The following is a 14131-nucleotide window of genomic DNA, read 5'->3' on the forward strand; positions in this document are numbered from 1 at the left end:
CTCCCTGAAAATGCGCCGTGTCGGGCGCGGTCACATCGGATGACGTCCGATGAAAAAGTCGCGGAACGGCTCCATCGACGGGGACAGACCGGCGTCGATCAGCCCCTTGCGCAGCGCGTTCATCTGCGGGTCGTGGATGCGCTGGGTCGGCATCCGAAGCGGCCCGCCGTTGTAGCCCTGAAGCCAGCCCTGAAATTTCCAGACGTAGCGGTTGATGAAGAACCCGCCGTGCATCTGCTGCGCGACCATCCCCTTGGCCTTTCGCGCCGGATGCATCCGCCAGTAAATCTCGGTCGCCGCGTCGTAGTCGCCGTTCCGCAGATGCTGCATCACCTGCGGGATGAGCGGCCCCCAGTATTCGTGATCCGACGTGGCCGACAGTTGCAGCGGCATCACCTGCGACAGCGGGATCAACTCGCCCTCGATCGGCATCGAAATCACAACCTCGTCCCCGAACAGACGGTGACATTCGATCACGCTCTGGATCGACGGAAAGCCCCCCTCGGCCTTGATCGCCGCCACGTTGGGGCAATCGTCGATCAGCCGCCGCATCACGCTTGTCGGAATGTCCGAGGGGTGAACCCGCGTGTTGAAGCCCCACAGGAACATCGGAAACAGCATCACGGCGAGGTTCGTCGCATCGCAGATCGCGCGCGTGTAGTCGTAGATGTCATCCTCGCTCTCGGGATAGAACGCGGGCGGATAGGACAGGAGCACGAACTCCGCCCCGGCCTCCTCGGCCAACTGGACGGCCTCGATGTTCTGCTCCAGCGTGTTCCAGCTTGCGTGATGCACGATGACCAGATCGTTCCCCGCCTCGGCCTTCATGAACCGCATGAAGTCGATGTATTCCGGCAGCCTGATCGACACTTCGGACACGGCGAGCGAGCCGACGAAGCCGTGTTCGATCGCAAGCCGGGTGTCGTGCCGGATCGCGGCCTCGTTGATCCGGGTCAGATCGTTCGAGAACGACGGGATCGTGCAGTTGACCGCGCCCACCAGCGTCTCGCGCACCCATTTGCGTGCCTCATCCTTCGTATACCGTGCCATCAGACCAGCTTCGCCTCTCCTGCCCCGGCCCAGGCCAGGTATTTCTGTTCCATGAATTCATCGATGCCGTAGACCGAACCTTCGCGGCCGATCCCCGACTGTTTGATCCCGCCAAACGGCGCGACCTCGTTCGAGATGAGGCCGGTGTTGACCCCGATCATCCCGGCCTCGAGCGCCGCCGACACGCGCCAGAGCCGCGCGCCGTCGCGGGCGAACAGATAGGCGGCCAAGCCGAATTCGGTATCGTTGGCCATCGCCACTGCCTCGGCCTCGGTCTCGAATTTCACGACCGGCGCGATGGGGCCGAACGTCTCTTCCCGCGTGATCTTCATCGCCTGCGTGACGCCGGACAGCACGGTCGGCTGGAAGAACAGAGGCCCGCGATTGTGCGTGGCCCCGCCGCAGACGACCTGCGCCCCATGGGCCACGGCGTCGGCGATGTGATCCTTGACCTTCTCGACCGCCGCCGCGTCGATCAGCGGGCCTTGCTGGACGCCGTCCTCGAACCCCTCGCCCACCTTGAGCGCCCCGACCTTTTCCGCGAGCAGTGCGACGAAAGCGTCGTGGATACCGGCCTGCACATAGGCGCGGTTGGCGCTGATACAGGCCTGCCCGGTGTTGCGGTATTTCGTGGCGATGAACCCGTCGACGGCGGTTTCCAGATCGGCATCGTCGAACACCAGAAGCGGCGCGTTGCCACCCAGTTCCATCGACGCCTTCTTGATCGTCGCGGCGGATTGCTCGAGCAAGAGCCGCCCCACTTCGGTCGACCCGGTGAAGGTGATCTTACGCACCTTGGGGTTTGCGGTCAGTTCGCCGCCCACAACGCTCGCCCGCCCCAGCACCACGTTGAAGACGCCCGCCGGGATGCCCGCACGGTGGGCGAGTTCGGCAAGTGCGAGCGCGGTTAGCGGGGTCTGCCCGGCGGGCTTCACGACCATCGTGCAGCCCGCTGCCAGCGCCGGCGCGGCCTTGCGCGTGATCATCGCCGCCGGAAAGTTCCACGGCGTGATCGCAGCGCAGACACCCACGGGTTCCTTCAGAACGACGATCCGCCGCCCGGCCTCGGGCGCGGCCATCACGTCACCCCGGATTCGCTTGGCCTCCTCCGCGAACCATTCGACGAAGGACGCGGCATAGGCGACCTCGCCCTTGGCCTCGGCAAAGGGCTTGCCCTCTTCCAGCACAATGAGCCGCGCCAGATCGTCGGCGTGCGCGGTCATCAGATCGAACCACCGGCGCAGGAGCTTCGCGCGGTCCTTGGCGGGGCGCAGCCGCCACGGCCCGAACGCGGCCTCCGCAACTTCGACAGCATCCCGCACCTGCCCGGCGTCGAGCTGCGGCAACGTGGCGAGCGTGGCCCCGGTCGCCGGATTGCAAAGGTCCATGGTCCCCGCCTTGCCGTCCGACACCCACGCGCCGTTCACATAGGCCGCATCGCGCCACAACCCGGCATCGGAGAGGATATCTCTGCCCGTCATTCGCCCCGCCCTCATTTCAGAACCGGTCGGATGGTGTCCGGCAGCATCACGCCCAGACCCATCGCTTCGGCGCGGTGAAAGCACATCGCCGCGACCGCCAGATCCTGAATGGCCCCGCCGACCGACTTGTAGAGCACGATCTCATCCGCGCTCTCGCGCCCCTTGATGCGCCCGCCGATCACGTCCGCCAGCGCGACGATCCGGTCCGACAGGTCCGCCTCGTCGGCCCTTGCGGCGATCAGGTCGCCCGTGTCATGCGCCACCTCGTTCGGCATGTCCGCCACGATCCGCGCGGCACGGCTGAGCGTCGTCACATCGACCTCGCGCTGCTCAGGCAGGGTCGATCCGATTGAGGCGACCGTCATACCGGGCACAAGACTAGCGCCGTCGAACAGCGGCTGCTCGTCCCGCGCCCGTGCCGCGCAGATCAGCATGTCGGGGGCAGCGTCGACGACCGCGTCCGCACTATCGCATCCCACCACGCTCAGCCCCAGATCCGCCACCGCCGCGACGAACCGCGCCCGGCTATCGGGCGACGGGCTGAACACGTCGACGCGTGTGATCTGGCGGATCGTGGCAAGCGCGCGCAGATGGTTCTGCGCCTCGAACCCGGTGCCGAGAAGCCCGACCCTGACCGCGCCCGGATCGCCGAGGGAGTCGAGCGCCAGCGCGGTGGTCGCCGCTGTACGAAACCCGGTGATCGCGTTCCCATCCAAGAGCGCCCGAAGCTCAACCGTCTCCTGATCGAAGAGCGGGATCAGGTAGCTTGCCCGCCGCGCGCGGATATTGGCCGCGATCATCTTGGCGCCCATCAGCCCCCCGTCCGGGGCGATCCCCGACAGTGTGCGCAGCCAAAGCCCGTCGCCCCGCGCCATGGTCCGGTCGGGAAACATCGCCTCGGTCACGTCGCCCGCATAGGCCGTGCGCAAGGCGTCGATGGCCTGCCCCCAATCGAACGCCCGCTCGACAGCGTCGCCGCCGACGAACCGCGTGCCCAAGGTCAATTCCGCGCTTGTTCCGCTCATACCGCCCTCATTTCCATGTCGAAGCGTGGTAAATACATTATTGATGCATGTCAATTGATTGATTGATATTGATTGAGCGAAACGGCGGCACCCGTTAAAAACAGGCAATCACTGGAGGCCCCTTGGACGGCATCGACGATCTTTCCCGGCTGCGCGCCTTCATCGAAGGCGAGGCCGAACGCGGAAATACCCAGCTTCCGCCCGAACCGAAGCTGGCCGAGGCGCTCGACGTGTCGCGGGGGCGTCTGCGTACGCTTCTGAAGCGCGTGGAGGACGAGGGGCTGATCTGGCGTCACGTCGGCAAGGGCACCTTTATCGGCGAGCGCGAAGTCGACCCGACCGCGCCCGAATGGGCGGCGGACGTCAGCCTTGGCGACATCATGGATGCCCGGCGCCTTCTGGAACCGATGCTCGCCGGTCAGGCCGCGATCAACGCGCGGCCCGCAGACCTGTCGGCGATGGAGAAATCCCTGACCGAGATGGAAACGGCGGCGTCATACGCGCAATGGAAACGGCTGGACGAACGGCTTCACCGCCTGATCGCGACGGCGACCCGCAATCCGCTGTTGCTTTTGCTGCACGATACGCTGCGCGGTCAGGGTCGCAGCGGGCTCGACACCCGGCTGAACGCCGTGTTCGGCCAAGAGACTGCACCCTCCGCCACCAACCGCCAGCACGAGGCCATCGTTGCCGCGATCCGAAGCGGCGACCCCGAAAGCGCCGAGAACGCGATGCGGGACCACCTGACGTCGGTCCGGGAGCAGTTGTTCGGGCTTAGATAGGGCGGCACCGGGATCGGGCGCGCAGCGAAAGCGTTGCCCAGCACATCGCCAGGGGAATGGGTCTGGCAGGGCTTCGCTTATGCTTGGCCGGAAAGACGTTCGACGCTCGGCGCGGGCGTTAAAGACCGGGCAAATCCGGACCCCCCGCCTCTCAGCCGCCGGATTGGTGGCTGCGCATATCCTGCACCTCTTGCACACGGTCGGGCCACGTCGAGCGGATGAAGCCGAGGACATCGCGGATTTCGGCGTCGCTCAATACCTCCTCGAAGGCGGGCATACCGCTTGTGAACCCTTTGACCCCACGCGCCTCCAGCGCCGCCTGCCCGCCGAACTTGGTGTAGTCGAACAGAAGCTGACTGTCGTGATGCCAAGTGTGACCGGTTTCGTCGTGGGGTGGCGCTGGCATCACGCCGTCCGGCCCGGGCGATTGCCAGTCCGGTTGCCCCTCGAGCCGCGCGCCGTGGCAGGAGGCGCAGGTTTCGGCATAGACCGCTTCGCCGTTCGCGATGTCCGCGCCGCCAAGGACGTGGTCGGCCAGCGCGGCGAACGGAATGACGGAGGCCACGCAAGCGATGAGGAGCGGCTTCATTCCCGATATTCCGAATGGCAGGATTTGCACGATGTCCCGATGTCGCCCATCAGCGCGCCGAGATCATCGGGAGAGGCCACGGTGCCCTGACGGGTGGCCGCGAGCGTTTCGAGGGCGAGCGCCTTTTCGCTGAACGCCTCCATCTCGTCCCAGATCGCCGGGCGGGCTTCGGACTTGGGCGTGATGACTTCGGTTTCGAAGCGTTCGGGGATGCGTGCCGCGCGCGTTTCGATCTCGGCCAGAGCCGCGTCGATCGCCGCCGAGTCGAAGTCCGTTTCGCCCTTCGCCATCAGACCGATGGTTTTGACGGCATCCGCAATCGCGCTCATGCCGTCCATGCGCGCCTTGACGTCAGGGTCCTTCACCCCGGTATGGGCGAGCGCCGTGGTGGCGAGAGCGGTGAGTGCGGCTGCGATGACAGGTTTGACGAGTTTCATTGGTCCTCCTCTTTCATTGGGTTCAGGTCACGTCGATCCAGGTGGTCATACCACTCCTGGCGTGTCCGAGCATGTGGCAGTGGAACAACCACTTGCCCGGATTGTCGGCCGAGACGGCGATTTCGAGCGGTTCCTCGGGGATACTCAGGATGGTGTCGCGCAAGGGGCCGAGGGTTCCATCCGCCGCGACCTTGCGAAAGTGCATCCCGTGCAGGTGCATGGCATGGGCGAACACGGTCCGGTTTTCGATCCGCAGCCGGACGACCTCGCCGCGTTCGAGTTCGGCGAAGGGTTCGTCGCTCATCCCGACCTGTCCGGCGAGCGACCAGAACTGGCCCTGCCCCACAAGATCGCGAAACCCCATGTCGCGGCCCTGATAACGGGCCATGCCGAGCCGCCCCATCGCACCGCCCTCCATGACCATGTCGAGCGACCGCGCACCCGTCAGGTCGGGCAGCGCCGTATTGGGATTGGGGGGCAATGGCGCCGGGCGTTCGCGACGGGGGCCGGACCGCGCTCCCTGCACCGGGAAAGCGACCTGAGCGCGCCACTGGTCGTCATCGTCGAGGCGAAGCAGCGCGGCGGTTTCGCCCTCCGGCGCGGTCACGTCGACGATCAGGTCGATCCGCTGCGCCGGGGCGAGGATGATCTCGTCCATCACGGGTTCCGGGGCGGCAAGCGGCATCCCGTCGAGCGCGACCGACCAGCCCGAAAGCCCCCGAAGCCGCAGCACGAAAATCCGCGCGTTGGCCGCGTTGATGAGGCGCAGCCGAAGGCGCGCGCCGGACTGTGCGGGCAGCTCCAGTTGATACTGCCCGTTGGTCCCGATCAGGTTGCCCATGCGCCCGGCATGGGACAGGGCCATGGGCTGATCGAAGTCATCGAAGAACTGGCCGCTGTCCGGGTCGATCAGCCAGTCGTCGAGCATCAGAACCTTGTCCGCGTCCACTTCGGGCGCTTGGGCTTCTTCCACGATCAGCGGCCCGGACAGGCCGCGCGCCACCTGCTCCATCGAATTGGTGTGCGCGTGATACCAGTAGGTTCCGGCATCCGGCGCCACGAAGTCATAGTCGAAGGTGTGGCCGGGCGGCACCGCATCCTGCGTCAGGCCAGCTACGCCGTCCATCGCGTTGTCGATGCGGATGCCGTGCCAGTGGATCGATGTCGGCACGTCGAGGTCGTTGACCAGACGGCGGGTGACCCGTTCGCCCTGTCCGACGCGGATCGTTCGCCCCGGCAGCATTCCGTCATACGACCACACCTCGGTCATCGGGTAGCCGTCCGGGGCAAGCTGGACGCGGGCTTTGCGCGCGGTCAGGTCATCGGGCGCGGCGGCCCATGTCGGGCGGACGCTGAACGCCGCAACGCCCCCGGCACAGAAACCGCGACGGGAAAGGTTGAAGCGTTCCATCACTCGATCCCGTTCGCGCGTTGCAGTTCACGAACGTAAGCCGTGATCGCCTGCACATCCGCACCGGTCAGCCCCTCTTGCGGAGGCATGTTGCCGAATTTCCAGTGGTGCGCGGTGACGCCGTTCTGGACCGCCAGTTGGAACGCCATGTCGGCATGATGGGACGGCTCATAGATCTTGTGCACCAGCGGCGGACCGAACCCCATCTTGCCCTGCGCGTTTTCGCCGTGGCAATCGGCGCAGACCGCGTTGAATCCGCGCTCGCCCATCTGGGCTTGGTCGGAGAGCGTTTGCGGAAGGGTGACGGTGACGATGGGGTCGCCTTCGGCAGGTTCGGCGACCGCACTGGTGGTGGTGTCTTGGGCAGATGTGCCGGGACGGGTGACGACGTAGATACCGCCAAGGACGGCGGCGGCCAGAACGGCCAGTAGCAGGGGTTTGTTCATGTGACTCTCGATCGAACTGTTCGCGCGCAACTGCGCGGGTCGGGGTCATCGGGTGGCCCCGATGGATGACAAAGGGAACAGCCTCAGGCGCGCGGAGGCGGCAGATCGAGTTGGGGGGTGGTCGAGACGAAGGCGGTATCGGGTGGTAGGCTTCTCCAATCCCGCGCGACGCGGATGAGCACGACGGGCAGTTGCACCGCTTCCACCGCATTCAACATGCAGCTCGCCCCGTTCGCACAGGCTCCGACATGCGCCTTCGCCATGCCGATCTCTGCCGTCTCGGGGCAGGCGTCGCAATGCGCCTTTGCGGAGGTTGCCGCAGGATCGTGCATCTCGCCCATGTTCATCGTGACGCCCGACGCGCCGGCCAACGCAAGGATGAGCGTCATGACGATGACCTTGGCGAATGACATGCGGGCCTTTCGAGGCGAAGAACGGGAACGGCGAAGCCTGTGGGACAGTGTAAAAGCTCGGACCCGGCCACGCAAGCGGAGGCCCGGAAACGTGAGGGTGCCGAGCGCCATTCCGTGCGGACCCGGTAAGCTTGGCGGTATCCCATACGCGCCGTAGGATAGCGGGCATGGGGTATGTGACGTCGCTTTTCGCACGCAAGGTGGTCGCTGCGGCCGGCGATGCTGTCGACGCCGCGGAAATGCTGGCCCATGTCGGGATCACTCCCGATAGCGCACCGGACGCCGGGCAGATGGTTCCCGCCGAGCTTTATTACGACATGCTCGAAAGGATCGCCGACCGGATCGACGTCACCGACCTTCCGGTGCGCGTGGGTGCTTCCATGCGGCTCGACGAATACGGCGCGCTGGGTCTGGCGTTCAAGGCCGCCACGACCCTTGGCGCGTCCTATGCGCGGGTGGAACGCTACGCGCGGCTTTGGACCAGCGTCGTCGAATACGAACTGCGGCCGGCGGTCGGCGGCACGCTTTTCACCCTGCATCGCGACGGCGAACGACGCCTTGGGATGCGGCTGTCGAACGAGGCGACGCTTGCGAGCGCGGTGTCCATCGCGCGGCAGGTCTGCCCCGTGCCGCTCGCCCCGATGGAACTGCTGGTCCGCCATCCCGCCCCGCAGCATGTCGCCGCGCATGAGGATTGGTTCGGTTGCCCGGTGCGTTTCGGGGCCGAACTCGACGCGATCCTTTACGCGGACGAGGCGCTCTCGCGGCCCAACATTCTGGGCGACGAGGGGATATCGCAATATCTCACCACGCATCTCGACGCGGAGCTTTCGCAGATCACCCGCGAACCGGAAGTCGTGACGCAGGCCAAGGCGGCCATCGTGCAGGCCCTGAGCGAGGGCGCGCCGAGGATGGCCGAGATCGCGCGCGGCCTTGGGCTGAGTGCGCGGTCCTTTCATCGGCGCCTGTCCGAGCATGGGATGAATTTTCAGGGCCTCACCGAAGAGACGCGCCGCGATCTTGCCGAAGGGCTTTTGCGGGATGAAAGTCATACCTTGGCCGAAATCGCGTTTCTGACCGGGTTCTCAGAACAAAGCGCCTTTACCCGCGCGTTCAAACGCTGGGTCGGCACGACGCCCGCGAGTTATCGCAAGGATCTGTCGCTCCGCTGATCGGCGGCGATGGCGGCGCGGGTCAATAACATGGCCTTGCCGGTCAATACCCCGCTGCATCCACGCGCCTATCCCTTGGCTACCGAAACCCAAGCCAAGGAGATTTCCGATGCAAGACAAACCCATCCTCGTGATCGGCGCGACCGGCAAGACCGGCCGTCGTGTCGCCAGCCGCCTCGAAGCGCGCGGCGTTGCAGTGCGGCGCGGCGCGCGCAATTCCGTCACGCCCTTCGACTGGGACGCGCCCGAGACATGGGCTCCGGCCCTGCGCGGCGCGCGTGCCGCCTATGTCACCTATTTCCCCGATCTCGCCTTCCCCGGTGCGGTCGAGAAGCTGGAGTCCCTGTGCGAAACGGCGCGTGACGTCGAGGTCGAACACCTCGTGCTGCTTTCCGGTCGCGGCGAACATCACGCGCGGCTGGGCGAAGATGTGGTGCGGGGGTCCGGTGTCGATTTCACCATCGTCCGGGCCGCGTGGTTCGCCCAGAACTTTTCGGAAGGCTATCTGCGCGATCCGATCCTTGCCGGGGTCCTGCCCATGCCCGATGGCGACGTGGTCGAGCCGATCATCGACATCGACGACATCGCGGACGTCGCGGTCGCGGCGCTGACCGAAGACGGGCACCGGGGCGAACTCTACGAAGTGACGGGGCCACGTCTGATGTCTTTCGCGGACATGGCGGGCGAGCTCTCGCGCGCGACCGGGCGAAACATCCGCCATATCCCGATCAGTTTCGACGCCTTCCACGAGACCATCGCGGAAGCCGGGGGATCATTCGTCGCCGACGTCTTCACCGCTATCGCACGCGAGACGCTGGACGGGCGCAATGCCCGCACCGCCGACGGCGTGACGCGGGCATTTGGCCGGTCCCCCCGCGACTTCGCCGATTTCGCACGCGCGGCTGCCCGAATGGGCGCGTGGACGAACGCGGCCTGAGACCATCGCACGAAAGGACAAAGACATGACGACCACCCCATTCGAAAAAGCGGCGCTCGGCCTCTCGGGCCTTGCCGCCCTGACCATCGGCGCTTTCATCCTGTTCGCGCCCCGTTCCTTTTACGCCAGTTACGGTATCGCCCTTGGCGACGATGCCAGTCTGTTGAGCGAACTGCGCGCACCCGGCGCCGGGCTTGCCGGGTTCGGCCTTGTGATGCTGGTGGGCATCTGGCGGCAGCCGATGCTCTTGCCCGCCATCGTGTCGGCGCTGACCGTTTTCATCGCCTTCCCGGTCGGGCGGCTGGTCGGGATCGCGGTGGACGGGATGCCCTCCGGCAGCCTTGTCGGCGCGCTCGTCTTCGAACTGCTCATCGCCGCGCTTTGTCTCGCGGCGTTCCGACAGCGCCTTCGGCCCGCCGCCCAACGCCACACCCCGGCACGAACCCCGAACTGATCTTGCTGCGGTGGCGTGGCGCTTACCGCCCCGCCGCCGCCCCAAACACAGGAACCAATCCCGATGTCACCCCTTATCCTCTATCTCGCCCATCTCGCCGTCCTCGCATATGCGCTGGTCGGTGGCGTCTTCCTCGCTTTCTCGGATTTCATCATGCGGTCCCTTGCCCAGACGGATGGCGTCGACACGATGCAGGCCATCAATCGGGAAGTCTTTCACTGGGCCTTCATGGTGCTTTTCCTCGGGCTGGCCCCCGTATCCCTGCTGCTCGCGGCCTATGGCGCGATCGGAGTCGGTCACGGGCCGGGAACCGTCATGGTGCTGGCAGGTCTGATCTATTTCGTCGGATGCTTCGGCGTGACCGTGGCCTTCAATGTGCCGATGAACGAAGCCTTGGCGGGTATGGACGCCTCGGAAAAGAAGACCGTGGATTATTGGACCCGGACCTATCTGCCCCGCTGGACCTTCTGGAACACCGTCCGCACCGTCGCGTGCGGGCTTTCGGCGGCCCTGCTTCTGTTCTCGCTCGTCTGGGCGGCGCAGTCGCAGGGTTCTTGACGGTCTACGGCGTGCGGACAAGGCCTGACCCGTCGTCCCGCACGCCGCACCGTCATCGTCCTTGGTCACCATGACCGGCCGCCGAGGACGGGCGTTTGCGCCGGGGCTTGTCGGAGGTTACCGCAAGGCAGATTTTCCCCGCCACAAAGGCGAAGGCGCAGACCCAGAGGATGCCTGCGCTTTCGACGAACACGTCACGGTTCACGCCATCGACTTCGGCGATGACGCGCAACAGGGTCGCGAGCGTCAGGGCGACGAATGCCCCGGTCGCGACCGGCCCGGCGACAAGATCGCGGCCGGTGTGACCCAGCGTCGCCCGGACCATGACGGCGACGGTCATGGCGCCCACGGCACCCGCCCCGAACAGGTGAAGCGTTGCCGCCGCGCTGACGACTCCCGCTGCAGACAGGGCGGCGGACAGGAAGCCCACGGGGATGAAGCCGTATGCGACGTGAAGCATGAAAAGGAGGGGTGAACGCAACGTCCGCTCACCCCGCCAGCGCGTCAGGCGGGCCAGTTGCACGAACCCCGCGAAGCCGAGGAGGATCGTTGCGATCGGTCCCTCGATCTGAAGGACCCAGAAGGCAAGCGCGATCACGGCCGTCAGAATGGCGAACCCGTCGAAGCGGTCGAACGGAACGGGAAGCCGCGTGCCGCCCTGTTTCACGAGCCAGTTTCGCGTGAAGCTGGGAATGATCCGGCCCCCGATCAGCATGATGAGAAAGATCAGGATCGCGATGCCGATCCGGTGCCCGGAGGATGCCGACCCCGTGGTCATCGCTTCGACGTGGTAGGCGAGGTTCGCAACCCAGAACAGGGTGACCGGCACCAGCACCTTCAGGTTGCGCCAGTTACGCCCGGCCACGATTTCACGCGCGATCATCGCCCCGACAAGCAGCAAAAAGGCTTGATCGACGCCGAGCACGGCAACGGGACCGAGCGGCAACAGGCCGGCGGAGGCGAGCCGTCCGGCAAGCCAGACCAGCGCCAGCCCCGCCAGTGGCATTCCGCGTGTCGGCAGGCGTCCGGTCCAGTTCGGAACGGCGGTGAACAGAAACCCGGCCACCACCGCCGCGCCGTAGCCGAAGATCATCTCATGGACGTGCCAGTCGACGGGCGAAAAGTCCGACGAGAGCGTGATGAAGCCCGTCCATATCGCAAGCCAGACCGCCACCGCCAATGCGGCGAAACCGGAGGCCAGCAGGAAAAAGGGGCGGAACCCGGCGGACAGAATCGCGGGGCCGGTATATGTTTTGCCGTTTGCCATGGGATGCTCCTTGAGGTCGAAAGGGCGACGCATGGCGCCGCCCTTTCAGTGACAGTGACGAAGGGACTGGACGTCACTGAACCTGTGCGATCAGGTCGGCCATGCGGCCCTTGGATTTGCCTTTCTGCTGCACGTCGGCGGCGTCATCGAGATTGACGGCTTCGCCCACCTGAATCAGGGCGACCATGCCCATGCCGTAGTGCGGCGTGCATTTCACGCCGTAGACGCCTTCGGCATCGACGGTCATCTCGAAATCCTCGTTGAACTTGGTCTTGAAGGCTTCGACGCCCTCGGGAAGCATCCCTTCGATGCTTTCGACATTGTGCCCCTTGTCGGTCGCGACAAAGTGGATCACGTCGCCGGGCTGGGCCTGCACGAATGCGGGCTGGAACACCATCGCGCCGTCGTCACCCTTGTTCAGCATCTGAATTTCGATGGTTTCGGCAGAGGCGGCCCCGGCCAGAAGGGCGAGCGCGGCAGAGATCAGGAGGCGTTTCATCGGTCTTTCCTTTCGGTGTATTCCTATTTCGTCTGACGGCCTTTTCCGTTACTTCCAGAGATCGAACATTGCACTTCGACAAACTTCCGGAGCTATTTTGGCCAAGCTCGACGAAAGCCTTCTTGCCGATCTTCCGCCCTTCAGCCGTCTGGAGCGGGGACAGATCCGCGATATCCTGAGTCAGGCCTCGTCGCGCCGGTATGACGAGGGCATGGCGATCTTCAGCGAGGGCCACGATGCAGAGCGGTTCTATCTTCTGCTCGATGGCTACCTGCGCGTGATCCGGTCGACCGAAGGCGGGGAAGAGATCATCGTCCTGCACATCGCGCCCGGTCAGCTCTTTGGCATCGCGCGGGCGCTTCAGCGCGACACCTATCCGGCGACGGCCATCGCCGCGGCGGAATCCATCGCCCTGTCATGGCCGATGACCCTGTGGGACGAGTTCACGAAGACCTACGAAGGCTTCGCGACCGAAAGCTACAAGACGCTGGGCCGCAGGCTTGGTGAAATCCAGACCACGCTGACCGAAATGGCGACTCAGGCGGTCGAGAAACGGGTGGCCTGCGCCGTGCTTCGCATGATGAACCAAAGCGGGCGGCGCACCGAGGACGGGATCGAGATCGGGTTTCCGATCACACGGCAGAATATCTCGGACATGACCGGGACGACGCTGCACACCGTCAGCCGGCTTCTGTCGGCATGGGAAAAGGATGGCGTGGTCGCGTCACGGCGCAAGCATATCATCGTGACGAACCCGCATGAGCTGGTGCTGCTGTCCGGCGCGCAGGGCTAGGCCGGACTAGGGCAACCGCGCCGCCCGCCGCAACTCGGCGCGAAACACCTCTTCATCCAGTTCGTATTCCTCACAGGCATCGGTGATCGCGTGGAACGGGGCCACCGGGCAGCCGGGGCACAGCATCTGCTTGGCCAGAAACACCTCCACCATATCCGGCCATTCACCGAACAGGGTGGACAGGGGCAGGTCCGGGTCGTCGAAGCGGGGGCGTCTGGGCATGTCGGGCTCCTTTCCCGGCACCCTGCCCGATCCAATCGCGCGTAACTTTGCGTTTCCACAACAAGCGGCACGGTCGCGCCCGGTAGGTCAGGTGCATCGACACCAACAAACGGGACCGTGACATGTCAGACATACTCACGAAATCACGGGCCAGGAACGTCTTCTACGGGGGGAGTATCTTCTTCGTCGTCGTGTTCGTGGCCCTCACGGCGCAAAGCCATCGCTTTATCGTCAAAACCTCGACCGCAGGCGCACCGATCACCGAAGAGGTGCGGCTGGGCAAGGAAGTGTGGGAGCGCAACTCCTGCATCAACTGCCACACATTGCACGGCGAAGGCGCCTATTTCGCGCCGGAGGTCGGCAATGTGATGACCCGCTGGGGCGTCGCGGACGACCCCGAAGGCGCGTTCGACATCCTGAAAGGATGGATGGAGGCGCAGCCGTCGGGGATCGAGGGCCGCCGCCAGATGCCACACTTCGAAATCACCGACGAAGAGATGCGCGGCCTCGCGGAATTCCTGCGGTGGGCCGATCAGACCAACACCCAGAACTGGCCGCCGAACGACGCGGGCTAAGCCAAGCGCGACGCGCGCAA

Annotated in this window: 18 protein-coding genes; 7 read left to right on the forward strand and 11 right to left on the reverse strand. The window is 65.4% G+C overall.

Annotation, left to right across the window (positions count from 1 at the left end):
* Positions 1-30: 30 nt before the first annotated feature.
* From RB2654_RS12815 to RB2654_RS12825, 3 genes are read right to left on the reverse strand one after another with little or no spacing between them, the layout of a single operon-like run.
* Complete coding sequence (locus RB2654_RS12815; protein WP_008332188.1) at positions 31-1050, reverse strand: dihydrodipicolinate synthase family protein; 1020 nt, start codon at positions 1048-1050, stop codon at positions 31-33.
* Positions 1050-2531, reverse strand: a complete 1482-nt coding sequence (locus RB2654_RS12820; protein ID WP_008332189.1) for an NAD-dependent succinate-semialdehyde dehydrogenase — start codon at positions 2529-2531, stop codon at positions 1050-1052. Before RB2654_RS12820 ends, RB2654_RS12815 begins: the two co-directional genes overlap by 1 nt.
* 11 nt (positions 2532-2542) lie before the next feature.
* Positions 2543-3556: an ornithine cyclodeaminase family protein gene (locus RB2654_RS12825; protein ID WP_008332190.1), complete on the reverse strand. Its 1014-nt coding sequence runs from the start codon at positions 3554-3556 to the stop codon at positions 2543-2545.
* Between the two features lie 122 nt (positions 3557-3678).
* Here RB2654_RS12825 and RB2654_RS12830 point away from each other — a divergent pair, with 122 nt between their 5' ends.
* Entirely contained in the window at positions 3679-4338 is a 660-nt protein-coding gene (locus RB2654_RS12830) for a FadR/GntR family transcriptional regulator (protein WP_008332191.1), read from the forward strand.
* A gap of 151 nt (positions 4339-4489) precedes the next feature.
* Here the strand turns inward: RB2654_RS12830 and RB2654_RS12835 are convergent, their stop codons facing one another.
* The 5 genes from RB2654_RS12835 to RB2654_RS12855 form a co-directional block, all read right to left on the reverse strand.
* On the reverse strand, positions 4490-4927 hold the full coding sequence (locus RB2654_RS12835) for a c-type cytochrome (RefSeq protein ID WP_008332192.1): 438 nt from the start codon (positions 4925-4927) through the stop codon (positions 4490-4492).
* Positions 4924-5364 (reverse strand): c-type cytochrome, encoded by a 441-nt coding sequence (locus RB2654_RS12840; RefSeq protein WP_008332193.1) that lies wholly within the window; start codon positions 5362-5364, stop codon positions 4924-4926. The genes RB2654_RS12835 and RB2654_RS12840 overlap by 4 nt, the downstream gene beginning before the upstream one ends.
* 22 nt (positions 5365-5386) lie before the next feature.
* Positions 5387-6775 (reverse strand): multicopper oxidase family protein, encoded by a 1389-nt coding sequence (locus RB2654_RS12845; protein WP_008332194.1) that lies wholly within the window; start codon positions 6773-6775, stop codon positions 5387-5389.
* Complete coding sequence (locus tag RB2654_RS12850) at positions 6775-7221, reverse strand: c-type cytochrome (RefSeq protein ID WP_008330893.1); 447 nt, start codon at positions 7219-7221, stop codon at positions 6775-6777. The genes RB2654_RS12845 and RB2654_RS12850 overlap by 1 nt, the downstream gene beginning before the upstream one ends.
* A gap of 83 nt (positions 7222-7304) precedes the next feature.
* Positions 7305-7634, reverse strand: coding sequence for a hypothetical protein (locus tag RB2654_RS12855; RefSeq protein WP_008332197.1), 330 nt, complete (start codon positions 7632-7634; stop codon positions 7305-7307).
* 167 nt (positions 7635-7801) lie between these two features.
* Here RB2654_RS12855 and RB2654_RS12860 point away from each other — a divergent pair, with 167 nt between their 5' ends.
* From RB2654_RS12860 to RB2654_RS12875, 4 genes are all read left to right on the forward strand, one after another.
* Entirely contained in the window at positions 7802-8806 is a 1005-nt protein-coding gene (locus RB2654_RS12860; protein ID WP_008332200.1) for an AraC family transcriptional regulator, read from the forward strand.
* A gap of 109 nt (positions 8807-8915) precedes the next feature.
* Positions 8916-9743: an NAD(P)H-binding protein gene (locus RB2654_RS12865; RefSeq protein ID WP_008332202.1), complete on the forward strand. Its 828-nt coding sequence runs from the start codon at positions 8916-8918 to the stop codon at positions 9741-9743.
* 25 nt (positions 9744-9768) lie between these two features.
* The gene (locus tag RB2654_RS12870) at positions 9769-10197 is read left to right on the forward strand and encodes a DUF4345 domain-containing protein (protein ID WP_008332204.1); all 429 of its coding nucleotides are present in this window, start codon (positions 9769-9771) and stop codon (positions 10195-10197) included.
* Positions 10198-10260: 63 nt separating this feature from the next.
* Positions 10261-10755: an anthrone oxygenase family protein gene (locus tag RB2654_RS12875; protein WP_008332206.1), complete on the forward strand. Its 495-nt coding sequence runs from the start codon at positions 10261-10263 to the stop codon at positions 10753-10755.
* A gap of 52 nt (positions 10756-10807) precedes the next feature.
* Here RB2654_RS12875 and RB2654_RS12880 read toward each other — a convergent pair whose 3' ends face one another.
* Entirely contained in the window at positions 10808-12022 is a 1215-nt protein-coding gene (locus tag RB2654_RS12880; protein WP_040885688.1) for an NnrS family protein, read from the reverse strand.
* A gap of 73 nt (positions 12023-12095) precedes the next feature.
* Positions 12096-12521, reverse strand: a complete 426-nt coding sequence (locus RB2654_RS12885; protein WP_008332211.1) for a pseudoazurin — start codon at positions 12519-12521, stop codon at positions 12096-12098.
* Positions 12522-12618: 97 nt separating this feature from the next.
* Between RB2654_RS12885 and RB2654_RS12890 the strand changes: the two genes are divergently transcribed.
* On the forward strand, positions 12619-13314 hold the full coding sequence (locus RB2654_RS12890) for a Crp/Fnr family transcriptional regulator (protein WP_008332215.1): 696 nt from the start codon (positions 12619-12621) through the stop codon (positions 13312-13314).
* A gap of 6 nt (positions 13315-13320) precedes the next feature.
* Here RB2654_RS12890 and RB2654_RS12895 read toward each other — a convergent pair whose 3' ends face one another.
* Positions 13321-13536, reverse strand: a complete 216-nt coding sequence (locus RB2654_RS12895) for a DUF1858 domain-containing protein (protein WP_008332217.1) — start codon at positions 13534-13536, stop codon at positions 13321-13323.
* 122 nt (positions 13537-13658) lie between these two features.
* Here RB2654_RS12895 and RB2654_RS12900 point away from each other — a divergent pair, with 122 nt between their 5' ends.
* Positions 13659-14111 (forward strand): c-type cytochrome, encoded by a 453-nt coding sequence (locus RB2654_RS12900; protein WP_040884837.1) that lies wholly within the window; start codon positions 13659-13661, stop codon positions 14109-14111.
* Positions 14112-14131 lie beyond the last annotated feature (20 nt).

Source organism: Maritimibacter alkaliphilus HTCC2654, assembly GCF_000152805.1.
Lineage (GTDB): Bacteria > Pseudomonadota > Alphaproteobacteria > Rhodobacterales > Rhodobacteraceae > Maritimibacter > Maritimibacter alkaliphilus.